The following is a 24,354-nucleotide window of genomic DNA, read 5'->3' as shown; positions in this document are numbered from 1 at the left end:
TCTGCCTTGGGTCGGTGGGTCTCTCACCTGCGCTGATGGTCCGCAGACGTTCGCGCTTGTCCGCCGCTGTTCGTCGGCGCTGTCACGCAGTTAGACACTCACCGTTCAACGGCCGGCCATGCACAGGCTTGTTGTCAGTGCCGGCCTCTATGGTCTCAAGCGCGCGGTCGGCTTCCGGGGGTTCCAGCTCTGAAGAGAATGGTTGCATCCCCGGCCTGTCTGGGGCGGCCCAGAGAGTCGTCCCGGGACCCAACCGACGGTCGGGCTTCGTCGATGGCCAGGAGATGACCTGCCAGCGCTGGCCGCGCACCATCCCTTGCTTGGGCAAAAAGATAGGGGCACCCCGAAAGTCAGGCGTCGGCGTCTGTATCCCCCGATTCGCGCTCTTCCTGGCGCTGGGTGGGGCTGGGCAGGGGGAGTGAGAACCACACGGCTTTGCCCCCCTGGGTGAGCAGAGCACCCCAGGAGGAGGCCAGTTGGTCGAGGAGGTTCAGGCCGCGGCCCGACTCCTCATCGGGGCGCGCGGTCCGGGCGTGCGGCAGAAGGGGGCTGCCGTCGCTGACTTCTATGTGGAGTTCGTCTCTGGTTCGGCGTAGCCGTAGCCGCAGTGGGTCGCAGGCGTGGCGTACCGAGTTGGACAGGAGCTCGGAGGCCAGTAGACACGCGGTGTCGGTGACGTTTTCGCAGTCCCAGTCCTGCAGGGTGCGGCGTAGAAAGCGGCGCCCGTCGCCCACGCTCTTGGGTTGAGCCGGCAGGCGCGCGGTGGCGGCGGTCACCGGAGCGGGAGGGACGCGGGCGAGCAGCAGTGTCACATCGTCGGCGTAGTCCTGGAGGCCGGGCAGCAGATTGGTGAGTACGGAGTCTGCGGCCCGATCCAGGCAAGGGAGGTCGGCGGTGGCCTTTTCCAGGGCGATGGTGAGGGCGTCTATCTGCTCTTCGATGTCGCTGGTCGGGGTCTCCACCAGGCCGTCGGTGTACAGGGCCAGTACCGAGGCCGGTGGCACGGTCAGGCGGGTTTCCTGGTGAGGCACCTCGCCGACGCCCAGGGGCACGCTGACTGGGACCGGGAGTCTTCGGACCTGCCCGGTGGGATCCACCATCAGCACCGGCAGGTGCCCGGCGGAGCACACCGTCAGTGTGCTGTCGTCGGGGTCCAGGATCAGGTAGCAGCAGGTGACGAGCTGGTCAGGCAGTTCGCTGACGACCGCGTCCAGGGCGTGCATCAGCTGCCAGGGCGGCATGCCGGTCTTGGCCAGGGCGTGGGAAGCCGAGCGCAGTTGACCCATGACGGCAGCGGCTTCCAGACCTCGGCCCATGACGTCACCGATCAGTACGCCCACACGGCCACTGCCCAGTGCGATCAGGTCGAACCAGTCCCCGCCCACACCTGGGCCCTGCCGGGCGGGAAAGTAGCGGCTGGAGGTGTCCATGCCGGGGAGAGGGGCGGGTGAGCCCATCAGACTGCGCTGCAGGGTCAGGGCGACGTGGCGTTGCTGTTCGTAGAGTTCGGCGAGCTGGGCCTCGGCCGCCTTCCGCTCGCTCACGTCCCGGATGGCCGCGGAGACCAGGGTGCCTTCCGGGGTCTCCAGGGGGCTGAGGCTGATCTCGACCGGGAACTCGGCTCCGTCTTTGCGCAGCCCGTACAGGTCCAGGCCGGCGCCCATGGGGCGCACGCGGCGGTTGCTGACGTAGCCGTGGCGATGTGAGGGGTGATGGTGATGGAACCTCTGTGGGACCAGGACTTCCACCCGGCGTTCCAGGAGCTCTTCGCGCCGATACCCGAACAGGACTTCGGTCTGCGCGTTGACCAGCTGGATGATGCCCGCGTCGTCCACGATGACGATGGCGTCCGGAGCGGCTTCCAGCAGGGCTCGGAAGCGTGCATCGGCGGCCTTTCGCTCGCTGACGTCGCGCACCGCGGCAGAGATCAGGAGACCGTCGGGAGTCTCCAGGGGGCTGAGGCTGATCTCGACTGGGAACTCGGCCCCGTCCCGGCGCAGTCCGTACAGTTCGAGATTGGCGCCCATCGGCCGGACCTGCTGGTTGCCGGAGTAGCCCAGGCGGTGACCCGGGTGCTGGTCCTGAAAGCGCTGCGGCACCAGAATCTCGACGGGACGGCCGAGCAGTTCGTGTCGTGGGTACCCGAACAACGCCTCGGTCTGGGCGTTGACCAGACGGATCATCCCGCCGTCGTCCACGATGATCATCGCGTCGGGAGCCGCCTCCAGCAGCGCGCGAAAGGGTTCCTCAGTTACTGGGAACATACGCGGACCCATCCTGTGCTCGTCCTGTGCCATGGCATATGTCAGCATCAACCGGGTCCGGCGTGGGCGGCTTGTCACCAAGCGCCTGTTTGTGACGTCTCCTTGCCTGAATAGGGCCAGATCGTGCCCGTCATCACTCGCGCAGCCATCCTGCTCGCCACCGCCACCGCCACCGCCACCGCAGGTGAAGGCGCCCACCGCAGGCGGCGCCGAAGGCCGTTGCTGCTTCGGGGACCGCCCCGTCGGCACTACGGAAAGATGTACGGGCGGGCTCTGATATGTTCCGCTGACGCCGAGTCAGGGACTGAAGACTTCGACGGGGTAAACGGGGTAAACGGGGTAAGTGGCTGTGCCGTTGCGGACGATCCGCGAGTTGTAGGTGAGCCACCGCCCCCGGCTGGGCGAGCCAGGCTGTGAACTCATGTGTTCCGCCTCCGGAGTCGGCACGAATCAGCGTCTGGCGTCCACGCCGGTACTTCTTCGGCAGCTGGGCCAGGGAGAGTTGGACCGTCGTGATGTGGTCGGCGGCGGTGCTGCTGCCTGCGTTGCCCGGCCTGATCAGGCCGGCCACCGGCTCCCCTGGGCCGTGGATGCACAACGGGCCGGCGAACACTCCCGCTGATCGCGCCGGGCCATGCGGTAGGCCGACCAACGGCCCTGATGCGCTGGGCAGAGGGCGGTGCCGACACGCCTTGCCTCTGACGCCGAGCACCTGTCCTGTCCTGTCCTGCGCGGTCACACTCGCCCGGCCTGCGGTGTGAGGGCGGCGCAACTGAAGTTCCCACGGGGTCTAACAGGTCGGAAACCGGCCGCCAAGGCGGTCGCGCTAGCTTCGTGACCATGAGGGTGTGGACGCCATCTCGGCCGTCGCTCGGCAGGCTCGGCGCAATCGGCAAGGGCATTCTCGGCAGGGGCGGTGCAGGGCGCAGCCACGGTGGCCAAACGGCTCCCGGCCGCCGGCCGATGCCTGGCTGGCGCAGCATCAGAGGTCGTGTGGCGGTGGTCATCACGGTTCCGATCTGCTTGCTGCTGGTGGTGGCCGGTCTGGCCGTGTACGGCCGCGCCGAGGCCCTCGGCGACGCCCGGACGACCCGTGCCGAGGTCGGCCTCAGCCTGCGGGTCCAGGCGCTGGTACACCAGCTGCAACGCGAACGCGGCCTGACAAACGGCCTGTTGGGCGGCGAGGAGGGGTTCCGCACACCGCTCGCAGCTACTCGCAAGCGCGTTGACACGGCGCTGCGCGCAATGCGCCCCGAAAGCGCCGTAGAGGATGTCATCCAGCGGCACTTGCGGCGCCTCGCCGCCATCCGCGCCGCCGCTGACAAGGACACCGCTGCCGACAAGGACACCGCCGACCGGACCGCCACCCTCGCCTTCTACACCACCGCCGTCAACGCTCTCAACGCCGTCGACCCGGTGGCGGAGACCGCGACGCGCGCCGATCGTCAACTGAGCGACAGCCTGGCGGCGTTGCGGGAACTGGCTGCGGCCAAGGAGTCTGTAGCTCTCGAACGCGGTCTCCTCAACGGCGTGTTCGCCGAGGGTGCCTTCCACGGCCGCGAGTACCTCGCCTTCACCGAGGTGCGCGCCACGCGCGTCGCCGCCCTCGCCCGCTTCCGGCAGGTCGCCACCGCACCCCAGCGCGCTGCCCTGGAGAACGCCTTCGGCACCGAGGACGCCGAACGCGCCACCGCCTACGAGAATCAAGCGGAAGGCGCCGCCGACGGCTCCGCCCTGCGCGCCGACGCCGGCACCTGGTGGGAGGCGATGACCGTACTCGTCGACGATCTGTACGCCGTCCAGCGGTCGGTCGGCGACGACGTACGGGACCGGGCCGACCGGCTCAGCCGCGACGCCGAGCTGGGCCTCGCCGCCTATCTCGTCGCGGGAACGCTCATGGCCGCCCTCGTCGCCGGCCTCGCCGCCTTCGCCTCACGTTCCCTCACGCGCCCGCTCGGCGCACTCGCCGAGGCCGCCCACGACGTGGCGCGGCACCGGCTGCCCGCAACCGTCGCCCGTATCCAGCAGTCCCCGCAGGACCACGTCGAGCTTCTCCCGTCGGCGGACGCGCGGGAGAACCCAGGTTCACGGCTGCTGGGCGGTGCGGCGGAGATCGCGGAGGTCGCCGCGTCCCTGCAGCAGGTGGAACACACCGCCCTCCATCTGGCCGCCCAGCAGGCCGGCCTGCGCCGCAACACCACCGAATCGCTCGCCAATCTCGGCCGCCGCAACCAGAACCTCGTGCGTCGTCAGCTCAGCCTCATCACCCGCCTGGAACGGCAGGAACTCGACCCGGACGCCCTCGCCGAGCTCTTCGAGCTCGACCACCTCGCCACCCGTATGCGGCGCAATGCCGAAAGCCTGCTGGTCCTTGCCGGGCAGAACCCGCCGCGGCCCACGGCAGCACCTTCCGACAGCCTGGAGGTCGTCCAGGCCGCCGTCGCCGAGGTGGAGCAGTACCGTCGGGTCCTGATCGCGACCGTGGAGCCGGTGCGGGTGCGCGGGCACGCCGTCGCCGATGTCGCCCACCTCCTCGCCGAACTCATCGAGAACGGGTTGATCTTCTCGCCACCGACCGAACCGGTCGAGGTGCACGGCTGGTACGACGCTGAGGACGACACGTACAGCTTCGCCGTCGTCGACCACGGCGTCGGCATGTCCGAAGCCGACAAGGAACGCGCCAACACCCGCCTCTCCGACTCCGGTGAGGAGGCTTTCCTCGCCGCACCCACCCGGTTCCTCGGTCACCTCGTCGTCGGCCGACTCGCCCACCGCCTCGGTGAAGGAGCGCAAGTCCACCTCTTCGACACCACCGGCGGCGGCCTGTCCGCACTCCTTGTCCTTCCCGGCCGGCTGCTCGCCCCCGCACAGGACCTCTCCACCACACCCCCGCCCGCCAAGCCCGCTGTCTCCACCCTCCTCAACGGCTTCCGAGCAGGTGTCGCCCGTGCCGAGGCTCGAAGCACACAAGGAGTGTCATCGTGACCACCGCCGTCCAGAGTTTCGGCTGGCTCATCTCGGAGTTCGCACGTACCACCGACGGCGTCACCGACGCTGTCGCCGTCTCCTCCGACGGCCTGCTCATGGCCGCCTCGGACAGCCTCGGCCGAGATCGGGCCGACCACCTGGCCGCCGTCGTCTCCGGCATCACCAGCCTCGCCCAGAACGCGGCGACGACATACGGCTTCCACGGCATGAAGCTCGTCATGATCGAAATGCTCGGAGGCTTCCTCCTGGTCGGTCGCATCCGCGACGGCAGCTGTCTCGGCGTTCTCGCCGCCGAGGGATGCGACGTCGGCCTGGTCGGCTACGAAATGGCCGTCCTCGCCGACCGCGCCGGCGAACTGCTCACCCCGCAGTTGATACGCGAACTCAATTCTGCGCCCCTGGCCGCGGGATAGTTGCGCCGCGCTTCGGCGACCTGCGTCTCAGGACCGCGCATCCGCGACAGATCTCCAACGTCCGCGCGCACCGATGTGTGCCACGAGCGCAAAAGCCCTCCCGTCCGCCGAACGGAAGAGCCTTTGACCAGGTGTTCCTCTGTGCCCTCGGCAGGATTCGAACCTGCGACACCCGCTTCAGGAGGGGGATCGGATCCTTGCCGGGTGATGCCCGGCGTTGCCGCCAGGTGCTGTTTTCCCACGGGGCCGGCGGTCTCCTGGCGAAGTGCCGCCAGGTCACGCTTTCACGAGTTCTTTCCTGATCAGGCTCTCAGCGGTTGCGAGGATGGCGGCCTCGGGACTAATGCGGGGCTGCCATCCCAGTACGCGGTGGGCTTTTGCGCTGGTCATCTTCCTGGCGAAGCCGAGGTCGGGCACGACCGTACGGAGCTTCTTGTTGAAGAGGGAAACAATGCGTACCACGGCATTGGGGATGGACCGGGCCGGCACGTGCTTGGCTGCGTCTCCGAGGTTGGTTCTGAGGATGGCGCCGATCTGTTTCATCGAGATCGCTGGTCCGCCGGCGGTGAGGAAGCGCTGACCAGCAGCTTCAGGGGTGGTCATGGCCAGCAGGTGCGCGCTTGCCACATCGCGTACGTCGACGATCGGGATCCACAGATCGGGATAGCCAGGTATCGCCCCGTCGAGGATTCGCTGGATGAGGTGGTTCGATCCGGAGATTGCCTTGCCCATCACGGGTCCCATGACTGCGACGGGAAGGATCGTGGCGAGCTCCGTCGAACCGTCCTCGGTGTCGATGAAATCCCACGCGGCACGCTCGGAGAGCGTCTTGCTCTTGGTGTACGCGGTGGCACCCGGCCCATCGAGGACGCTCCAGTCCTCCTCGGTGAACCGATCGTCGGTGCGCGGGTACCCGTAGGCGACCGCATGGAACGCAGAGGTGAGGACAACCCGTTTGACACCGGCATCGCGTGCCGCACGCAGCACGCGCAGAGTGCCTTCACGCGCCGCAACGATGACATCGTCCTCATCCTCGACATGCTCCACGTGCACGGGAGAGGCCACATGCAGGACAAAGTCGCACCCGGCGACGGCATCAGCCCACCCTGCGTCACTCGTGAGGTCCGCTGCCACGAAGCTCAACGCGCCGCCGTTCACCATCCCGGCGTCGCTGAGCTGCGTCCGGACCTCGCACTCGCGTCCGAGGGTGCGCACGGTCGTGCGCACCCGGTATCCCTGCTCCAGCAGTTGGAGAATGCAGTGTCCGGCGATGAAGCCGGACCCGCCGGTGACGAGGACGCGAGGCTGCAGCGCGCTCATGACTGCACCCCCTGGGGGCGGGTTGGTGATCATCTGTCTTCCTTCCTTGCTCACCCAGCTCGCTGGGCCATTGACAACTGTTCGGGCCATCAAGCGGCCCCCCGTTGGAGGGCCGGGCGGCTCCGGGCCTTACCGCGCTGACACGCCCTCCGGTTCGGTGCTGCGGACGTGCTGGGTGAGGAAGAGGGCTGCGCGCTCCAGTGCCTCGTCGGCCTCGTCGAGAACGCCGGCGAAGGACTGGAACACGTGGGGCACGCCGGCGGTGATGTCGAGGACCACACTCACGCCGGCGGTGCGGGCGCGGGCGGCCATGCGGGTCGAGTCGTCCAGGAGGACCTCGTTCGTGCCCGCTTGGAGGAGCATCGGAGGCAGGCCGGTCGGGTCGGCGGACAGGGCCGGGCTCACCATCGGCTGGCGTGGGTCCTGACCCGCGAGGTACAGGGGCGCGATGGTTTCCTTGAGGTACTCGCGGGTGAAGATCGGGTCGATACCCGCCTTGGTGTCCATGCTCTCGCCCGACCCGGTGGCGTCCAGGGAGGGCGAGAAGGCCACGATCGCGCCGGGCAGCGGGAGCCCTGCGTCGCGGGCGGCGAGACAGGTGGTGACGGTGAGGGCGCCGCCGGCGGAGTCCCCGGCGAACGCGATGGCCGAAGGATCCTGCCCGCTGTCGAGGAGGGCGCGGTAGGCGCGCAGCGCGTCGTCGATCGCGGCCGGGAACGGGTGCTCGGGGGCAAGCCGATAGTCCAGCGAGTACGACGTGAACCCGGTTTTGGCCACGAGGTGTCCCGTCATCGACAGCGCGGTATCCGGGGAGCCGGCCACCCAGCCGCCGCCGTGGAAGTACAGGATCGTCCCGCGGCACGGGTTGTTGTCCGGCGCGACGTGCAGTGCGGGTCGGTCGCCGAGCGTCGTCCGCGTGGTGCGGATGCCGCCCGGCACGATTATCTGGGCCATCGTCGACTTGAATCGGTCTCTAAACGCCTCGACCGACTGCGGGCCCCCGGGTCGGGGCTGCCTCAGCAGCGCGTCGACCCGGACGCGCTGTTCCCTGCTCATGCGGATCGGCCCTTTCGGCCGCCGGTCGTGGTGGCCCTGGTGCGGCTCTCGCGGAGCCAGGTCATTTCGTCCCGGTACTGGGCCTGGAGCCCTGGTCGCCCGGTCCGAACCAGCCCACTGCGGGGGCGGCGGATGTTCCTGTCGCTGTCATGCCTCCACGATGGGCACAGAACACAGGAACAGGCAGTAGACCCGCCTTCATAGGACTGCCAGTACCAGGCGCGCTTTGTGGCACGTAAGCCAGACTGTCCGGTATGGCAACGACAGAACTCGGCGCAGCCCTGCGGCGCTGGCGTGACCAGGTCTCACCCGAGACGGCGGGCCTTCCCGCAGGCGGCCGCCGGCGCGCCGCGGGGCTGCGGCGCGAGGAGCTCGCCCAGCTGGCCGGTATCTCCGTCGACTACGTCACCCGCCTCGAACAGGGCCGGGCCACCAGCCCCTCCGCGCAGGTCGTCGAAGCCCTCGCCCGTGCCCTGCGGCTCACCAGCGGCCGGCGCGCCCATCTCTTCCAACTCGCCGGTCTCGTTCCCCCGGGCCCGGAAACGGTCCCGGCGTACATCACGCCCAACGTCCAGCGGATGCTGGACCGGCTCATCGGCACACCCGTCGTGGTCTTCGACGCCGCATGGACCCAGCTGCTCGCCAACCCCCTGTACACGGCGCTGATGGGGGAATGGCACGGCAACGACCTCAACGCCGTGTGGCGCAACTTCCTCGGCACCGGCACCCGCGTACGTCACACCCCCGAATCCCGGGGCGCACTACGTGCCGCGCAGGTCGCCGACCTGCGCCGAACAACAGGCCGCTACCCGGCCGATCAGCGACTGCAACACCTCATCTCCCAACTGCGCCTCAAAAACGCCGAGTTCGACGACCTCTGGGAATCCGGTGCCGTCGGCCAGCACCAGTCCGCCCGCAAGACCATCGACCACCCCCACGTCGGCGCTCTCACGCTGGACTGCGACGTACTCGTCGTCGCCGGCAACGACCTGCGCATCATGATCTACACAGCCGAACCCGGCAGCCAGGACGCCGAACGCCTCGCACTCCTCGCCGTCATAGGGACCCAGGCACTCACCGGATAGCCGACAATCCGTCGGCCAGCTCGCTGGAGGCCACCTGCGACGACCTGGTCCGGAGTCTGCTCCCCGCACAGCCGTCGGACGATGTCGCACTGCTCATCGCGCGCACCCGGGCCCTCGACGCGGGCCAGGTGGCCACCTGGGATCTGCCGTCCGACCCGGCAGCCGTGGCCGACGCCCGTGACAAGATCTCCCGTCGCCTCGCGGACTGGGGACTGAACGAGGTGGTCTTCACCACCGAGCTTGTGGTGAGCGAACTGGTCACCAACGCGATCCGGTACGGCACCCCTCCCGTTCAGCTACGCCTGATCCGCGACACCGTGCTCATCTGCGAGGTCTCGGACGGCAGCAGCACCGCCCCGCACATGCGGCGGGCGCGCATGTTCGACGAGGGCGGGCGCGGCCTGCTGCTCGTCGCTCAGTTCGCCGAGCGTTGGGGCACGCGCCACCGCGCTGGAGGGAAGTCGATCTGGGCGGAGATCGGCCTCCAGGACGAGCGCTCATGAGGCACCCGGCGGTCCGAGGCACCCGGCCGCCTGCGGCAGCTGCCACCCATGATTCGGCGCGTGACGGCTGGTGTTCGTCCGTCCGCTCACGCGGCGCTCACACATCCGTCGCTTGATCGCACGTACTGTTCCCGAACCCCACAAACCACTGCTGAGCGCCAGGCCGCCGAACGCACCAATCGTGGTCAGATTCGATGGTTCCGGCATGAACGGATCGGGCCAGCACGCCGTATTCTTACCCGATCGAGGAGCGCATTCGGCCGATTCCCTCGGTCTTCATGGGGTTTGTGCATACGGCCGCGAGTACCGCGGCCACGGGGGATGAGAGGCAACCAATGGCGGCTACGAGCAACACGATGCGCAGCGTCACCGTGCTTCCGGTGGATGCGGCGCGCTGGGCGATGGGGACGTTCGTCATCGTCAACGTGGTGATCGTCGAAGTGCTGTTCCTCAGCGCCGGCTCGGGCAAGAACGGGGTGCTCACGGTCGCGAGGTTCTTCGGACTGCACGCGGCCCTGCTGATGCTGTTCCAACTGCTGCTGGTAGCCCGGCTGCCGTGGCTGGACCGCCGCATCGGGATGGACCGGCTCACGGTGTGGCACCGCTGGGTCGGCTTCTCCCTGCTGTGGACCGTCCTCACCCACGCCACGCTGGTGGTGCTCGGCTACGCGACACTCGACGACACGTCCATGGGGAAGACGTTCGTAGCCCTGAGCGGGGTGCCGGCCTCCCTGCTGGGGATGCTTGCCGCGGCCCTCATCCTCGTGATCGCCGCGATCTCCACCCGATCCCTTCGGCGGCGGCTGCGGTACGAGGTCTGGCACGGCCTGCATTTGCTGCTCTACGTGGCCCTGGGCCTGGCGTTCATCCACCAGTTGCAGGAGACCACGACCTTCACGTCCTCCGCGTTCGCCACGGCCTACTGGTGGATCCTGTGGCTGTTCGCCTTCGGCGCCCTGCTGGCCGGGCGTGTCGCAGCGCCGCTGTGGCGCAACGCCCACCACCAATTCCGCGTGGCGGCCGTGGTGCCGGAGTCGGACAACGTGGTCTCCGTGTACGTCACCGGCCGACACCTCGACAAACTCCCCGCCCGCGCGGGCCAGTTCTGCATCTGGCGGTTCCCCGGCCACAACCACTGGTGGCTGGCCAACCCCTTCTCCCTGTCGGCGGCGCCCGACGGACGGGGGCTGCGGCTCACGGCGAAGGCAGCCGGCAGCACCAGCGCCGGCCTGCGTAACGTCCCGGTCGGCAGCCGCGCCTTCGTCGAGGGGCCGTACGGGGCGTTCACCTCGCTGCACCGGACCCGGACAGGTGTCCTGCTGATCGCCGGCGGGGTGGGCATAACGCCCGTGCGGGCGATGCTGGAGGAGCAGACGACCGGTGACGTCGTCGTGCTGTACCGGGTTCGCAGCGAGGCCGACGCCGTGCTCCTGAACGAGGTGCGCCACTTGGTCGCGCTCCGGGGCGGACGGCTGCACCTGCTCACCGGCAGGACCGCCGAGGACGGCGCCCCGCCGTTCGGCCCGGACAGCCTGTACCGACTCGTCCCCGACATCACCGAACGCGACGTGTACGTCTGCGGCCCGCCCGCCATGACCACGGCCGTGCTCTTTGGCCTGCGAGACCTGCGCGTCCCCGCGCGACAGGTGCACGCCGAGAGGTTCGGCCTGGCCTGACCGGGAAAGGGACCCAACATCCAGCCCTGGGCGTCGAGGCCCGCTACGGCTCTCCGCAAGACCGTCGACCTTTCGTCGGCACCTACTGAAAGACCCCCGGCCGTGATGACGGACGAAACAAACGAAGCGGAGCCCGCGGTCCCCGACTCGATGGTCATCGACCTGACCGAGGTACGGGACGCCGAGGAACTCCAACGGCTCCTTCAGTGGGAGCTGGTGTTCCCTGACTTCTACGGCCGGAACTGGAGCGCCTTCTGGGATGCGATCACCGGCCTCGTCGACCTGCCGCACGAGTTGACCTTCACGGGATGGGCCGCCTTCTCGGCGGCGCTCCCGGCGGAGGCCCGGAAACTGCGTGGACTCCTCGACGACTACGCCGGCGAATACGGCCAGGAAAGGGCCAGCCTGGGAGAAATCCCCTCCTGAGCCGACCCTTCCCTCTGTGCCCCGGCAGGATTCGAACCTGCGACACCCGCTTCAGGAGTGGGATCGTATCCTTGCCGGGGGGTGCCCGGCGTTGCCGCCCGGTGCTGTTTTCCCTGGTCAGGGCCGCATGGTGAGCCGCTTGATCCGGCTCATGCCGCCTTGTGTCGGGTTGTCCGCTCACGCATCGCTCGCGCGCCGTCGGCCGCTGAGCGGTGTGGGGGTCAGATCTGGCCGAGGTCGATCTCCACCGGGAAGGGGGCCGCCACCTTGAGGACGCCGGTGAACACGTCTCCGTCCCGGTAGGTCTTCGTCGCGGGGTCGAGAACGTAGGTGTACACGAGAGGAACGCCTGTCGCGGCCTGCTCGATCCGCCAGTAGAAGCCGATGCCTGCCTTGGCGTACTGGTCGACCTTCACGATCCGGTCGGTGGTCTCCGAGCCCGGCGACACCACCTCCGCGACCAGCAGCACGTGCTCAGGGCGGGTGGGGGTGATGTCGATCGTGTCTGCGCGGTACACGACGACGTCCGGGCGGCGATTGGTGAGCGGGACGTCCTGAAGCCGGACGTCGAAATCCGTGTCGGCGTTCCACTCCGGGCCCGCGGCGGCATCCAGGGCGTTCGCCGCCAGAATCCGGGCCAGCCGGTTGTGCCGCTTGGACGCGCTCGGACTCACGACGACCATCCCGTCCACGATCTCGATGCCGGCGCACTGCTCCTCGGACCAGGACTCGTACTCCTCCGCCGTGATCTGCTCATGCATCCACGCCGGGGCCACCATCTCGGCCGTCATGAAGCACCTCCCGGACACTGTGCTGCGGGCCCGATCCCGCTGGATTCAGCGTACTGTCTGGCATCCGTCCAGCACGCTGCTCCCGCTCACGCCCCTCCCCGACGGCCGGCATCCGACCAGCGAGCCCACGCGATGACGGTGCCCTTCTTTCCGGTGACGGCGGGCCAGGTGGGTGCCGGCGGCGCGCATGGCGGTCATGGTGTCGTCCAGCGAGGTGTCGATCTCGACCTGGATGACCGGGTGCAGCGCGCTGAGTGGGAAGGGCCGGGTGCGCTCGGCGGCACCCAGGGCGTCCTTGATCTGGAGATAGCCCAGCACATCGTCGGCGGGGCCGGTGACCGGCAGGCGGGAGAACCCTGAGGCCGCGGCGGCGCGTTCCAGTTGCTGCGGGGTGGTCTCGTGGCCCACGGTGACCGTCTTGTTCAGCGGCACCATCACCTCGCCGACCGGGCGGGTGCCCAGTTCCAGGGCGTCCTCCTGGAGGCGTTCGACATCAGCGGGGTCCAGCAGCCCGGCTCCGCGCTCACCGGACCGGACAGCGCGCTCCAGCTCACCCCGCTCGATCGTGGTCAGGGAGAACTCGCCCGCGACGAACACCGCACACGCGAGCGTCAACGCCAGTGCGAGAAGGAGCAGCAGGACTTCGGTCACCGTGCCACCTCCACGCCACTGCTCTGCGGGCTGGGTATGACACGGCTGGGACTGGAAGGTTCACCCATCGCGGGTCTGCTGCTCCTTCTTGGCTCATCGGATCGGGCGGATCCGGGACAGTTCGGTGAGGCGACAGCGCCCCGACTCATGGCAAAGGATCAGCGAAGTCCCTTTGTGGGGAGATTTCCGTCGGCTGTCCGGGTGCTTTTCGGACGTTCCCCGGCAAGCCGTCGCGATGGCGTCCCTGCGGAGCGCCTCGCATCTATGCTTCTACATGCGTGTAGAAAACGCGAGGGGCGGGCCGGACGTTCCCGGCTGCCCTGCGGGCGGCGAGCAGGGCTGGGAGGACGCACCAGTTTGAGCAGGGCATTATCGGCCGGCGCGGCCACCGCAGCAGCGCGTCGCCCGGATCACGATTCTCAATTTCCCCTGGGAGGGCTGTCGTGGCTTCGATCGACCTGGACAAGGTGCTCGACAAGGCATGGTCGGACAAGAGCCTGCCGGAGGTCCTCGCTGCGCCGGTCTCCGCGCTGAAGGGGGTCTCGGACCGGGACGGCGAACTCCTCCAGGAGGCGTTCGGCGTCAAGACGGTGGCCGATCTGGCCGAGCTGAAGTACGCGCGCTGGGCGCAGGCCCTGGCCGCACTCGACACCTCCGTCAAGTAATGCCCCGTCGGCTGGTGGGCTCCGCCCCCTTCGGAGTCCGCCGGCCGGCGGTGAGAAGACCACACGTACACATGAAGGAGTGAACGCCACGATGGTGTTCAAGCGGCTGCTCGGCTCGCTCGGCGTGGGCGGGCCCACGGTGGACACGGTCCTTGACCCGGGTGCGGTGCTGCCCGGCGGAACCTTGAGCGGTCAGGTCCGTCTGAAGGGCGGCGACACCGACTTCACGATCGAGCACATCACCCTGGAGCTGGTGGCCCGCGTCGAAGCGGAGCATGACGGCGGGGAGTCCGAAGGCGCGGTCGTCTTCGACCGGTTCACCGTCGGCGGCAACTTCCGCCTCGTTGCCGGCGCGCTGCACAGCGTGCCCTTCAGCGTGATGCTGCCGTGGGAGACCCCGGTCACCGAACTGCACGGCCAGAGACTCGGGGTCGTACTCGGGGTGCGCACCGAGCTGGCGGTGGCAGGCGCGAAGGACAAGGGCGACCTCGACCCGCTGGCCGTGCGCTCGCTGCCCGCCCAGGAAGCGATCCTGGAGGCGCTCGGACAGCTCGGCTTCGGCTTCAAGTCCGCGGACCTGGAATATGGGCGCATCGGCGGCAGCGGCCAGCAGCTGCCCTTCTACCAGGAGATCGAGCTCGCCCCGGCTCCGCAGTACGCGCACCAGATGAACGAGATCGAGGTGACGTTCCTCGCGGACCCGGCTGGGACGGAGGTGGTCCTGGAGGCCGACAAGCGCGGCGGCTCCTTCTCCGAGGGCCACGACGCGGTGACCCGGTTCACCGTCAGCCACCACGGCATCGAGCAGATCAACTGGAACGCGGAAGTCGATGGCTGGATCCGCAAGCTGGTCGAGCACCGCGCTTCTTACGGCGCCCACGGCTCGTACGGGCACGGCGGCCACCACGGACACGGTGATCCCTACGCCGCCCACAGCAGTCACGCATACAAGGACGAGCACGGCCACGGCGGTGGCCATCACGGCGACAGTCACGGGCACCGTTCCGGGCCGGGCATGGGCACCGCGATCGCGGCAGGTGCCGCGGGCCTCGCCGTCGGCGTGGTCGGCGGCATGGTGGCGGCCGAAGTCATCGACGAGGTCGGTGACTTCTTCGAAGGTGACGACGAAGAGGGTGACGAGGGCTGAGGAGCCTGTGCGCTCTTGCCTCCCCTGCTAGCTTCTACGTCAATGTAGAGGGAGTGGTTGTCCGGGCCTCCTCTCAGCCGGCCCGGACTGCCCCTGACACGTACGGAGTTTTCATGGCCCTGTGGGACCGCATCAAGGAGTCCGCATCGACGATGCAGACCCAGCTCAACGCCAAGAAGAACGATCTTAAGAGCGGTGCCTTCCGTGACGCCAGCATGGCGATGTGCGCGCTGGTCGCCGCCGCGGACGGCACCATCGACCCGTCCGAGCGGCGGAAGGTCGCCCAGCTCATCGCCACCAATGAGGTGCTGCAGAACTTCCCCGCAGAGGACCTGCAGCGCCGGTTCGACGGCAACTGCGACAAGCTGACCGCGGACTTCGACTTCGGCAAGGTCAGCGTTCTGCAGGAAGTCGCCAAGGCGAAGAAGAAGCCTGCCGAGGCCCGTGCCGTGATCCAGATCGGCATCGTGATCGGTGGCGCGGACGGCGACTTCGACAAGGACGAGCAGGGCGTGGTCCGCGAGGCCTGCTACGCGCTTGACCTGCCCCCGCACGAGTTCGACCTCTAGCCGGCACGCCCGGCGACAAGAGGCTGCATGGAGTGGACCGGATTTCGCCGGGCGCCAGAGCAGCGAACGACCTCGAGGAAGGAACGGCATGCAGATCTCCGGGATCATCACCGCGATCGTCATCGGCGCCATCATCGGCGTGCTGGGCCGGCTCGTTCTGCCGGGACGCCAGCACACCGGAGTGCTGCTGACCATCGGGGCCGGCATCCTCGCCGCCCTCGTCGGAACTGCCATCGCCGCGGGCCTGGGCGTCGCCGACACCAAGGGCATCGACTGGATAGAACTGGCCGTCCAAATCGCGCTGGCCGCCGCAGGCGTCGCCGCCGTCGAGCGCCTCAAGGCCCGCTGAAGACACCCCTGTGTTTCCCACGGCCGTCCGGCATCCCGCCGGACGGCCCATGCGTGCCTCCCACGGGCCGACGCCGCACATCCCTCACTCTCCGTCGGCAAAAGAGAGTGCCGCGGCGGCTGCCGCTCCCCGGCCGGCCCTCAATGGCGGGACTGCATTTGACCGACACCCGCAGACGTCGCCGCGTTCAGCACGAAGACGGCCGAGTTCGCCGACCACAGCACCGCCGTGGCCATCTGTGCTGCCAGCCCGCCGCGGGGAACACCGACGGTCATGTGCGCACCGGCGAAGCAGGGATCAACAGCACCGCCACCCGCCGACCGACCGCCGCCCAGGCCGCCTCCCTATCCGACCAGTCGTCAGGCGGATTACCCGGCAGTTGCGCGGCGCCTGCCAGCATCAACAGCCCCAGGCACACCGTGCTGCACACAGGCCGGGGCCGTCAACAGCAGCACCGTGGCGGTGCGCCCTGTGACAGGCAGCCATAAGCTCCCGCAACCCGCAGAGATGCAACGGCGGTTCGCTCCGCGCGCCGTGCACCGCCGTATTCGGCCTCCGTGACCTGGCCGAGCACCGCCGTGCCCTCCACGAGCCGACGGGTTGCTCGGGGCAGCTTCGTGGTGCGCTGCAGTGTCGTCCGCGCGCACCGCATGAGCGTGACCGTGCGAATGGGGCTGCACCGAAGGTGCGACATGGCCTGTCGGAGAGGTGCTCATCAGGACCGCCTGTGGCTGGCAGCCGTGCGGGTGGCGGACAGGGCGGACAGCGTGCGGCGAGGCGAGGGACGGGTATTCATGACCCAAAGTGCATCTGGGTACAAATGAGGAGGTAAGCCGTGCATGTTCCCCTTTCAGTGCGCCGAGGTGTGCTGGTATTGCCGCTGTGCAGCGCCCTGTTGGTCACCGTAGCGGGATGCGGAAGCAACCACGGAAGCCGGTCAGCGGCCCCGTCGGCCAGCACCACTTCTGCAGGGCAGCACATGCATGCCAAGACGCAGTTCGTGGCGAACGCGGGCCTGGCCGCGGGAGCCACGTACCAGTGGATCGTGAAGCCCTATCGAGAGGGCAAGCTCAAGGACGGTGCGAAAGGCCGCACTACAGCCCTCGTCAAGGCAGGGCTGGCTGGAGCGTTTACTTACAACCGGCTGAAGGCTGCCACGGTGAACGCCAAGGGGGATCCGCTGCTTTCGAAGGCTGTGGCCCCGCTGGCCGTGCGCGTCGACGAGCTGAAGAAGCTCGGTTCCAAGCTCCGCACAGGTCAGGTACGGGAAGCAGACATCGGCTCGTTCGAGAAGGCCGTGACGGGTTTCAAGAGCGCAGGCAAGAGCGCAGGAGCCGAAGTCACGGAGAAGATCCCCTCGACTTCACAGCTGGCCGGCAGCCAGCCGGACAAGAGCGGCCGGTAGGCCAACTCCTTGGCCGCAGGGCGCCCGGGCACGCCCAGCGGGATAGCACAGCCCATGGCGTGGACTGCATGGTGATCGTGCATCGGTGTCGTAGACGCCGGCCTTCATAATGGGCACAGCCGCACACCGGGTTCGGTCCTGCCACGGCACGCTCCGCTCCGCGCGCCCGCCCTTTGCTGCCTGCTTGAACCCGTCGCACGGCCCGGCCACGTAGCCACTCGCCAGGATCTGCCATGCCGTTTTCGCGCTTGCCGCACCAGCGACGATTGCGGCAAGTCCACCGGCTCACGGCCAATGACAGCGAGGGTGCGGGCCAAGCCCCGAGCGGGCCAGCCGTCTGGACAACGCGAAACGGGTCCCCACCAGGACTTTCGTCACTGGTGGGGACCCGCGTCGTCGGTTTCTCCGGATGGTGTCGAGGCTCGAGGCCGCGTCTACACGTTGACGCCGTACTCCTTCGCGATCCCGGCGAGACCCGTGGCGTAGCCCTGGCCGATGGCGCGGAACTGCCATTCCCCTTCACGCCGGTACAGCTGTCCGAAGAGCATGGCGGACTGGTCATGCGCGTCTTCGGTCAGTTCGAATCGGCACATTTCCAGTCCTGTTGCCTGGTGGACCACCCGGATGTACGCGTCGCGCACCCTGCCGAAGGTGCTGGTTGCGGCGTGGCCTTCGGCGTGGATCGACACGACGAAGACGACTGACTCCGCTTGGGCGGGCAGCAGGTTGAAGTCGACGGCGATCTGCTCGTCGTCGCCGTCCCCCTGGCCGGTCTTGTTGTCGCCGGTGTGCCGGACGGATTTTTCCGGCGTCGTTCGGTTGTTGAAGAAGACGAAGTGCTGTTCCGACAGCACACGGCCGTCGACTCCCAGTACGAGTGCGCTTGCGTCGAGGTCGATGTCGCCGGGACCGCTGTGCACTGTCCAGCCCAGGCCGACGACCACGCTGGCGATGCCGGGCTCGGAGCGTGTGAGGGAGAAGTTGCTTCCTTTGGACAGATTCACGGACATGGGGTGCCTCCTTGATCGGTTCAGGGCATGGGTGAGCGCGCAGCTTCGGGTGTGCTGTGGGCCGGCGTCGTTACAGGTGGGTGGCGAGGGCGGGGATGAGGTCCTGGAAGGTGCGGCCGTTGGCGGGTTCTCCGATGGCGGACATGTGCCAGGTGCTGCCTGTGCGTTGGACCTTGGTCATGATTTGGGCGGTGTGGGGGCCGCCGCCGGAGAGGGTGTAGCGGGCCAGTTCCTGGCCGGTGCGTTCGTCGACGAGGCGGCAGAACGCGTCCTGGATTTCGGCAAAGGTGTGGCCGGCAAAGGAGTTGACGGTGAAGACGATCTGGTCGACGTGTGCGGCCAGCCGGGCGAGGTCCACGATGATCGCTTCGTCGTCGGCGCCCTGGCCGGTACCGCCCGAGAGGTTGTCGCCCGTGTGGCGCACGGCGCCGTCCTCGCTGACCAGATGCTGGAAGTAGACGACGTCCACGGGTTGGTTGCCGGCGAAGAGTACCGCGGAGGCATCGAGGTCGATCTTGCGGGTGGTGAGCCTGGCCAGGAATCCCTTGCGCTGCGCGGCCTGCCAGCCCAGTCCCATGCGTACGACGTTGAGGGTGCCGTTGCCGGTCTTCTCCAGGCTGATCTGCTGTCCTTTGGTCAGCATGACGCCCATGAGGCTTCTCCTTGTGCTTTTTACGGTGTGAAGCGGTCTGGCGGCGGGATCGGCGCCCAGGGGCGGGAGGCAGTGCTCCATTCCCGCCCGCCGGGGCATGTCAGAGCTGCACGCCGAAGTCCAGTGCGATACCTGCGAGGCCGGAGGCATAGCCCTGGCCGACGGCGCGGAACTTCCACTCGGCGCCGTGCCGGTAGAGCTCGCCGAAGACCATCGCGGTTTCGGTCGCTGCGTCTTCGGACAGGTCGTAGCGGGCCAGTTCGGCGCCGCCTGCCTGGTTGACGACGCGGATGAAGGCGTTGCGGACTTGCCCGAAGCCGTGACCGCGGCTGTCAGCGTCGTGAATGGAGACCGGGAAGATGATCCTCGTGATGTCCTCGGGTACGGCGCCGAGGTTCACCTTGATGACCTCGTCGTCGCCTGCACCCTCGCCGGTGAGGTTGTCGCCGGTGTGCTCGACCGAGCCGTCCGGGCTGATGAGGTTGCTGTAGTAGACGAAATGCTTGTCCGAGGGCACCTTGCCGGACTCGTTGACCAGCAGGGCGCTGGCGTCCAGGTCGTAATCGGTGCCGGTGGTCGTACGGACGTCCCAGCCCAGGCCGACCAATACGGCGGTCAGACCCGGTGCTTCCTTGGTCAGCGAGACATTGCCGCCTTTGGCGAGGCTCACACCCATATGCGTTTCTCTCCTATCGCGGTCGAGGGCTGGGCATGACGGCCCGGCCCGCCGACTGAACGGGACCTTATATCTACATAAGCGTAGAAGTGCCGGAATCCGGCGCAGAAGAGGATGGTCGGCGCGTCGGGCAGTCAGCTCGTGCAGATCCCGGAGTGGCCAGGAAGCGCGCCCACCGTTGCCGACGCCCGCGGCCTCATAAGCTCCCGGTGTCGTCTCAGGCAGGCGCCGGCGCGCTGGACACAGACCAGGATGATCACGAATCGCTCGAAGGCGATGCGGGCCCGTCCGAGCAGGCCGGCCGCTGGTTCGAGGGAACAGAGGGCGACGCCGTCCCCTCTGGCGTGCGGCGGCCCGGCTACATCGGGGTGGCTGCATGCAGGATGAGGAACAGCGTGACGGCCGAGTTCGCCGAGGACAGCGCCGAGACGGTGGTGCCCGCCGCGGCTCCCCACGCGGCCAGGCCCACCGTGGTGAAGACCGGCGGCCAGATCCGCCCGGCAGGAGCCGGCCCGAGCAGGGCAGCGACCCGGCGCGGCACCGGGCCTGCCTCCGCGAAGTGCGCGAGCGTCGCGATCGGCGCGCCCCGGGAGATCAGCGCGGACTTGCCGATCGCCCGTGCCACGGTGCGCCGGCTGCCGACAGCGGCAGCCGCCTCCTCGTCCGCCCACCGTTCGGCGGTGTAGGTGACGGCGGTACGCAGCGGCCGAAGGAACGGGTTGGCCCGCGCCGCGAGCTGCACGGTGAGCAGGAACCGGTGGTGACGGCGAGTCAGATGGACGCGCTCATGGGCGAACAGGGCCCGCCGTTCAGGTCCGGTCAGCCCGGCCAGCATCCCCGTGGTGACAACGATCCGGTCCCGCCTGCCAGGCAGCGCGTACGCGTACGGTGCCTCATCAGGCAGCACTGCCACGGGCGTTGCGGGCAGGCCGCCGAGGGCCCGTTCGGCGCGGCGCCGTACCCGGTGGTGGCGCCAGGCCGTGCGCGTGCACGCGGCAAGGACGGCGATCAGGGCGGGGATGGCGGCCTTGCCGGCGACCTCGTCGTAAGGGACGGCCTGGCGGACCTCGGGATCGGACCAGCCATCGGGCAGCGGGTTGCCGGGCAACTGTGCGGTGCCGACCACCATCAGCAATGCCAAGCACAGGGTGCTGCACACCGCGAGCACGGCGGCGACCGCCGACAGCAGCCAGGTCACCGCCCGCGGGTGCAGATGCTGCTCGGCGAGGCGGGCGATCGGCAATGCCGTTAAGGGCAGCACCAGAGGCAGGAAGACGAAAACCCCCATAGCGGCTAGTCTTCCCCCTCCGCGGGCGCATGGGCCAGCAGGTCGCGCAGCAGCTGCTCGTCCCTCGGTGACAGCGCGGTCACGAAGCTCGCCAGGACCGCCTCCCGATCGGTCTCGGAGTCCAGCATCTTCCGCATCCGCAGCGCCGCGAGCCCGGCCTCGTCGGCGACCGCCGTCCACTCGAACGAGCGGCCCACCCGCTCGCGGACCACCGCGCCCTTGGTGTGCAGCCGGGTCAGGATGGTCATCACCGTGGTGTAGGCGAGATCGCCGCCGAGCTGTTCCTGGACCCAGGCTGCGGTGACCGCTCCGGGGGCCTGGCGCAGCGCGGCGAGCACCTGGCCCTCCAGCTCGCGGTGGCCGCGCCGTCGCGGCGTGTGCTCGATACCGCCCCTGTTCCGGTCCGTCATGCCGTCGACCTCCCGTCTCCTTGCCCCGCCTGCCGCTGCGGGCGGGGTTCATCGTACTGAGTTGTCACTCACCCGCCCCCTTCCGTTTCTCCTAGCGTCTGCGACCCAGTCCTTGGTCCCGCCGCCCCGGGCAAGGCGACGTCCGGACCCGGCTGCCACGCCCGGCGCGGTGGCCCTCACCGTCGGGACCGACTACCCCGGACTGCGCGGCTGACCGGCCGGGATCACCACACTCCCGATCAGGTGTGCTGCGGACCGGCAATCCCCATCAGCTTCTACACTGCTGTAGATTTCAGGTCTCGGTGGGCCGGGCTCCTACGCCCGGCCCTCGGACACGGGAAGGGATGCGACATGGGTGTGAGCCTCGCCAAGGGCGGCAATGTCTCGCTGAGCAAGGAGGCGCCGGGCCTGACCGCCGTCCTGGTCGGCCTCGGGTGGGACGTCCGCACGACCACGGGCACCGACTACGACCTCGACGCCAGCGCCCTGCTGGTCAACGAGTCCGGCAAGGTGCCCTCCGACCAGCACTTCGTCTTCTTCAACAACCTGAAGAGCCCCGACGGCTCGGTCGAGCACACCGGCGACAACCTCACCGGCGAAGGCGAGGGCGACGACGAGGTCATCAAGGTCAACCTGACCACCGTCCCCGCCGACGTCGCCCGGATCGTCTTCCCCGTCTCCATTCACGACGCCGAGAACCGCGGCCACAGCTTCGGCCAGGTCCGCAACGCCTTCATCCGCGTCGTCAACCAGGCAGGCGGCGCCGAACTGGCCCGCTACGACCTGTCCGAAGACGCAGCGACCGAAACCGCGATGGTCTTCGGCGAGCTCTACCGGCACGGCGCCGAGTGGAAGTTCCGCGCCGTCGGCCAGGGCTACGCGAGCGGCCTGGCGGGCATCGCCGCCGACTTCGGCGTACGGGTCTGACCGACCGCAACGCTTCGGGGCGGGCGGGACTGCTCTTCCGGCCCGCCCACAGCGGGCGTACCCGCTGCACCTGCCTGCTTCATGCCGCTCCGCCGCAACGGCGGTGTCGAGCGCGCCATGTGACCGGGAGATCTTCATGGACTACGAGCCGGCCCGCCTTGAGGCCGCCGACAGAGCCGAATTCGAGCACGCCCTGCGCGAGGCGCTCACTGCCCCCGACATCCGCCAGGCGCTTGCGCAGCCGTCCACACCCGTCACCGCCGACCATCTGCGCGCCCGGGCGCTGGCCGCGGCCGACACCATCGCCGCCGAAGCCGCGGCCGAGTACACCACCCTGTGCCAACTCCGGTTCGCAGGTGCGCAGGCGTCCCGCGCCATGCCCAGACGGGCCCGCCCCACCACCGTCGGGTACGGGCTGCTGACGGCACTGGCGGTCCTCACACCAGTACTGTCCGCCGCAGCTGCGGTCATCTTCCTTCTCATCGGTTACGTCCTCCATCTGACCGACACCCAGCAGTCCCCCGCCGAATCGCTCATCGAGACCGGCTGGGCGGCCCTCGCCGTGGCAGCGATCGCGGGGGTGGCCGCCGTCGCCGGACTGTTCATCACCGCCTCCCGGCATCGCACCCCCTCCAGCGGGCCGGATTCCGTCACCCTCACCCAGGCTCACACGGCATGGCGTAAGGCCTTGCTGAAGCGGGGCCTGCTTCCGTTTCTGCGCCGCCAGCTGAAGCTGCCACCCCCGCCCACGCACACGCCCCTCCGCACTCCGCCTCCGGCGCAACGGAGACCCCGTCTGGGATACAGCAGCCCGGACTTCATCGGCCCGACCTCGCCCTCCCAGGACTGAACGCGGGGCGATCACCGCGCCAGCCTGCCTGGTGGTGTTCGCGATCAGCCTGCCGGGCGCGTCAGCCGGATGCGCGCGCGCTCAGGTGTCGTCGGCGGCGAAACGGGCGACGCGGCCAACTCGACGACGAGCGGGCGGAACGGCCTTCACGGGATTCCCGCAGGGCGACCGGCGCTGTGCGGGGCTTGGGCCGCCACCCGGCTGAGCGGTTGCATCAGTGCCCGTCCGCGCCCCGGACGACCGTCACCGGGCAGTGCGCGTGATGCAGGAGAGCCTGGCTGGTCGAGCCCAGCATCAGGCCAGTGAACCCTCCGCGTCCCCGCGCGCCGACAACCAGGAGCTCGGCGCGCCTGCTGGCTTCGATGAGGCACTCACGGGCGCCGCCCCGGACCACCACGTACTCGACCGACACGCCTGGGTACTTCTCCCGGTGTCCCGCAGTCGCCCCGGCGACCACACGCTCCTCCAAGTCCGCGAGCATCCCCGCTTCGTACGCGTAGGGCATCCCCGGGTCTTGAGGCGGAGGGGCCTGTGCGGTCCCGGGCGTCCCTGCGTGCAGGGCGGTGAGTTCAGTGCTGCGGAGAGCGGCTTCCGCGAAGGCGAACTCGACGGCCGCCTCACCCGCAGGCGAGCCGTCCACTCCCAGAACGATCCGCTCGGCAGGATGGGGCCGCTCTCGTACCACCATGACCGGGCAGCGGGCATGCGCGGCGAGGTGTACGGCCGTCGACCCGAGCAGCAGTCCGGTGAAGCCGCCCAGGCCACGGCTGCCGATCACGATCAGGGCCGCCATGCGGGACTGGACCTCCAGTGCGCTCAGCGGCTCACCGGAGACGACGGTATTGGTCACCTCGACCTCGGGAGCCGTGGCGTGCGCACGCTCGACGGCCTCGGCCAGGAGCTGCTTGACCATGCTGTGCAGGCCGCCGCCTACCGGCCCCATTGGCGACGGCCCCGGCGGATGCATGCCAGGCCACAGAAACGCGTGCACGACCTTCAGGCCGCACCTGCGAAGCCGCGCCTCGCGGGCTGCGGCCTCGACCGCCTCCAGGCTCGACGGCGAGCCGTCGACACCGACTACGACCGGCGTGCTCACCACCGGCCTCCCGTCCCCCACGGCATCACGCCGCACCAGTCGGAGCCTGTCACAGGCCGAACCGGGGAACTGCACGGGTCCAGAGTCGTCATGGGCTCACCGTCCTCACCACCACACTGCTCCACCTTGCCCGTCAC

The 24,354-nt window shown here is 68.9% G+C and carries 23 protein-coding genes and 3 pseudogenes; 13 read left to right on the top strand and 13 right to left on the bottom strand.

The window, feature by feature from the left end; all coding sequences use genetic code 11:
- Positions 1-350 precede the first annotated feature (350 nt).
- Together ACZ4SA_RS03615 and ACZ4SA_RS03610 are read right to left on the bottom strand one after the other, a co-directional pair.
- On the bottom strand, positions 351-2,264 hold the full coding sequence (locus ACZ4SA_RS03615) for a PAS domain S-box protein (RefSeq protein ID WP_468269395.1): 1,914 nt from the start codon (positions 2,262-2,264) through the stop codon (positions 351-353).
- Positions 2,265-2,661: 397 nt separating this feature from the next.
- A pseudogene (locus tag ACZ4SA_RS03610) lies at positions 2,662-2,853 on the bottom strand (IS1380 family transposase); the annotation flags it as partial.
- Positions 2,854-3,263: 410 nt separating this feature from the next.
- Here ACZ4SA_RS03610 and ACZ4SA_RS03605 point away from each other — a divergent pair.
- Positions 3,264-5,249 carry a nitrate- and nitrite sensing domain-containing protein gene (locus ACZ4SA_RS03605; RefSeq protein WP_468269393.1) on the top strand — a complete coding sequence of 662 codons (1,986 nt, stop codon included), beginning with the start codon at positions 3,264-3,266 and terminating at the stop codon, positions 5,247-5,249.
- Complete coding sequence (locus ACZ4SA_RS03600) at positions 5,246-5,665, top strand: roadblock/LC7 domain-containing protein (protein ID WP_468269391.1); 420 nt, start codon at positions 5,246-5,248, stop codon at positions 5,663-5,665. Before ACZ4SA_RS03605 ends, ACZ4SA_RS03600 begins: the two co-directional genes overlap by 4 nt.
- Positions 5,666-5,941: 276 nt before the next feature.
- Here the strand turns inward: ACZ4SA_RS03600 and ACZ4SA_RS03595 are convergent, their stop codons facing one another.
- Together ACZ4SA_RS03595 and ACZ4SA_RS03590 are read right to left on the bottom strand one after the other, a co-directional pair.
- A complete protein-coding gene (locus ACZ4SA_RS03595) occupies positions 5,942-7,018 on the bottom strand; it encodes an SDR family oxidoreductase (protein ID WP_468269389.1) in 1,077 nt (358 codons plus the stop codon).
- Between the two features lie 96 nt (positions 7,019-7,114).
- A complete protein-coding gene (locus ACZ4SA_RS03590) occupies positions 7,115-8,041 on the bottom strand; it encodes an alpha/beta hydrolase (protein WP_468269387.1) in 927 nt (308 codons plus the stop codon).
- Between the two features lie 254 nt (positions 8,042-8,295).
- On the opposite strand from ACZ4SA_RS03590, the gene ACZ4SA_RS03585 reads away from it, so the two are divergent.
- The 4 genes and pseudogenes from ACZ4SA_RS03585 (at position 8,296) to ACZ4SA_RS03570 (ending at position 11,731) form a co-directional block, all read left to right on the top strand.
- Positions 8,296-9,126 (top strand): helix-turn-helix transcriptional regulator, encoded by an 831-nt coding sequence (locus tag ACZ4SA_RS03585; RefSeq protein ID WP_468269385.1) that lies wholly within the window; start codon positions 8,296-8,298, stop codon positions 9,124-9,126.
- A 14-nt stretch (positions 9,127-9,140) separates the two neighbouring features.
- Positions 9,141-9,629, top strand: a pseudogene (locus ACZ4SA_RS03580) (ATP-binding protein); the annotation flags it as partial.
- A 356-nt stretch (positions 9,630-9,985) separates the two neighbouring features.
- Positions 9,986-11,305: a ferredoxin reductase family protein gene (locus tag ACZ4SA_RS03575; RefSeq protein ID WP_468269818.1), complete on the top strand. Its 1,320-nt coding sequence runs from the start codon at positions 9,986-9,988 to the stop codon at positions 11,303-11,305.
- 105 nt (positions 11,306-11,410) lie between these two features.
- Positions 11,411-11,731, top strand: a complete 321-nt coding sequence (locus ACZ4SA_RS03570) for a barstar family protein (protein ID WP_468269383.1) — start codon at positions 11,411-11,413, stop codon at positions 11,729-11,731.
- A gap of 221 nt (positions 11,732-11,952) precedes the next feature.
- Here the strand turns inward: ACZ4SA_RS03570 and ACZ4SA_RS03565 are convergent, their stop codons facing one another.
- On the bottom strand, positions 11,953-12,522 hold the full coding sequence (locus tag ACZ4SA_RS03565; RefSeq protein ID WP_468269381.1) for a Uma2 family endonuclease: 570 nt from the start codon (positions 12,520-12,522) through the stop codon (positions 11,953-11,955).
- An 86-nt stretch (positions 12,523-12,608) separates the two neighbouring features.
- A pseudogene (locus ACZ4SA_RS03560) lies at positions 12,609-13,074 on the bottom strand (hypothetical protein); the annotation flags it as partial.
- A 542-nt stretch (positions 13,075-13,616) separates the two neighbouring features.
- On the opposite strand from ACZ4SA_RS03560, the gene ACZ4SA_RS03555 reads away from it, so the two are divergent.
- The 4 genes from ACZ4SA_RS03555 to ACZ4SA_RS03540 all read left to right on the top strand — a co-directional run bounded on the left by ACZ4SA_RS03555 (position 13,617) and on the right by ACZ4SA_RS03540 (position 15,903).
- Positions 13,617-13,838: a hypothetical protein gene (locus ACZ4SA_RS03555; protein ID WP_468269379.1), complete on the top strand. Its 222-nt coding sequence runs from the start codon at positions 13,617-13,619 to the stop codon at positions 13,836-13,838.
- Between the two features lie 91 nt (positions 13,839-13,929).
- A complete protein-coding gene (locus ACZ4SA_RS03550; RefSeq protein ID WP_468269816.1) occupies positions 13,930-14,985 on the top strand; it encodes a sporulation protein in 1,056 nt (351 codons plus the stop codon).
- Between the two features lie 113 nt (positions 14,986-15,098).
- Positions 15,099-15,554 (top strand): tellurite resistance TerB family protein, encoded by a 456-nt coding sequence (locus ACZ4SA_RS03545; RefSeq protein WP_468269377.1) that lies wholly within the window; start codon positions 15,099-15,101, stop codon positions 15,552-15,554.
- A gap of 88 nt (positions 15,555-15,642) precedes the next feature.
- On the top strand, positions 15,643-15,903 hold the full coding sequence (locus tag ACZ4SA_RS03540; protein WP_468269375.1) for a GlsB/YeaQ/YmgE family stress response membrane protein: 261 nt from the start codon (positions 15,643-15,645) through the stop codon (positions 15,901-15,903).
- A gap of 140 nt (positions 15,904-16,043) precedes the next feature.
- Here the strand turns inward: ACZ4SA_RS03540 and ACZ4SA_RS03535 are convergent, their stop codons facing one another.
- The gene (locus tag ACZ4SA_RS03535; RefSeq protein WP_468269373.1) at positions 16,044-16,178 is read right to left on the bottom strand and encodes a hypothetical protein; all 135 of its coding nucleotides are present in this window, start codon (positions 16,176-16,178) and stop codon (positions 16,044-16,046) included.
- 560 nt (positions 16,179-16,738) lie between these two features.
- Between ACZ4SA_RS03535 and ACZ4SA_RS03530 the strand changes: the two genes are divergently transcribed.
- Positions 16,739-17,308 (top strand): hypothetical protein, encoded by a 570-nt coding sequence (locus tag ACZ4SA_RS03530; RefSeq protein WP_468269371.1) that lies wholly within the window; start codon positions 16,739-16,741, stop codon positions 17,306-17,308.
- A gap of 434 nt (positions 17,309-17,742) precedes the next feature.
- Here ACZ4SA_RS03530 and ACZ4SA_RS03525 read toward each other — a convergent pair whose 3' ends face one another.
- The 5 genes from ACZ4SA_RS03525 to ACZ4SA_RS03505 form a co-directional block, all read right to left on the bottom strand.
- On the bottom strand, positions 17,743-18,318 hold the full coding sequence (locus ACZ4SA_RS03525; RefSeq protein WP_468269369.1) for a TerD family protein: 576 nt from the start codon (positions 18,316-18,318) through the stop codon (positions 17,743-17,745).
- Positions 18,319-18,388: 70 nt separating this feature from the next.
- A complete protein-coding gene (locus tag ACZ4SA_RS03520; protein WP_468269367.1) occupies positions 18,389-18,970 on the bottom strand; it encodes a TerD family protein in 582 nt (193 codons plus the stop codon).
- 100 nt (positions 18,971-19,070) lie between these two features.
- On the bottom strand, positions 19,071-19,646 hold the full coding sequence (locus tag ACZ4SA_RS03515; RefSeq protein ID WP_468269365.1) for a TerD family protein: 576 nt from the start codon (positions 19,644-19,646) through the stop codon (positions 19,071-19,073).
- A 358-nt stretch (positions 19,647-20,004) separates the two neighbouring features.
- Positions 20,005-20,934 (bottom strand): M56 family metallopeptidase, encoded by a 930-nt coding sequence (locus ACZ4SA_RS03510; RefSeq protein WP_468269363.1) that lies wholly within the window; start codon positions 20,932-20,934, stop codon positions 20,005-20,007.
- A gap of 5 nt (positions 20,935-20,939) precedes the next feature.
- On the bottom strand, positions 20,940-21,344 hold the full coding sequence (locus ACZ4SA_RS03505; RefSeq protein WP_468269361.1) for a BlaI/MecI/CopY family transcriptional regulator: 405 nt from the start codon (positions 21,342-21,344) through the stop codon (positions 20,940-20,942).
- 351 nt (positions 21,345-21,695) lie between these two features.
- Between ACZ4SA_RS03505 and ACZ4SA_RS03500 the strand changes: the two genes are divergently transcribed.
- Positions 21,696-22,271, top strand: coding sequence for a TerD family protein (locus ACZ4SA_RS03500; protein WP_468269359.1), 576 nt, complete (start codon positions 21,696-21,698; stop codon positions 22,269-22,271).
- A gap of 136 nt (positions 22,272-22,407) precedes the next feature.
- Complete coding sequence (locus ACZ4SA_RS03495; RefSeq protein WP_468269357.1) at positions 22,408-23,121, top strand: hypothetical protein; 714 nt, start codon at positions 22,408-22,410, stop codon at positions 23,119-23,121.
- 214 nt (positions 23,122-23,335) lie between these two features.
- Here the strand turns inward: ACZ4SA_RS03495 and ACZ4SA_RS03490 are convergent, their stop codons facing one another.
- Positions 23,336-24,217, bottom strand: a complete 882-nt coding sequence (locus ACZ4SA_RS03490) for a universal stress protein (protein WP_468269355.1) — start codon at positions 24,215-24,217, stop codon at positions 23,336-23,338.
- Positions 24,218-24,354 lie beyond the last annotated feature (137 nt).

Source organism: Streptomyces sp. NPDC027962 (genome assembly GCF_055566095.1).
This window is presented reverse-complemented; position numbering and strand designations above follow the sequence as displayed.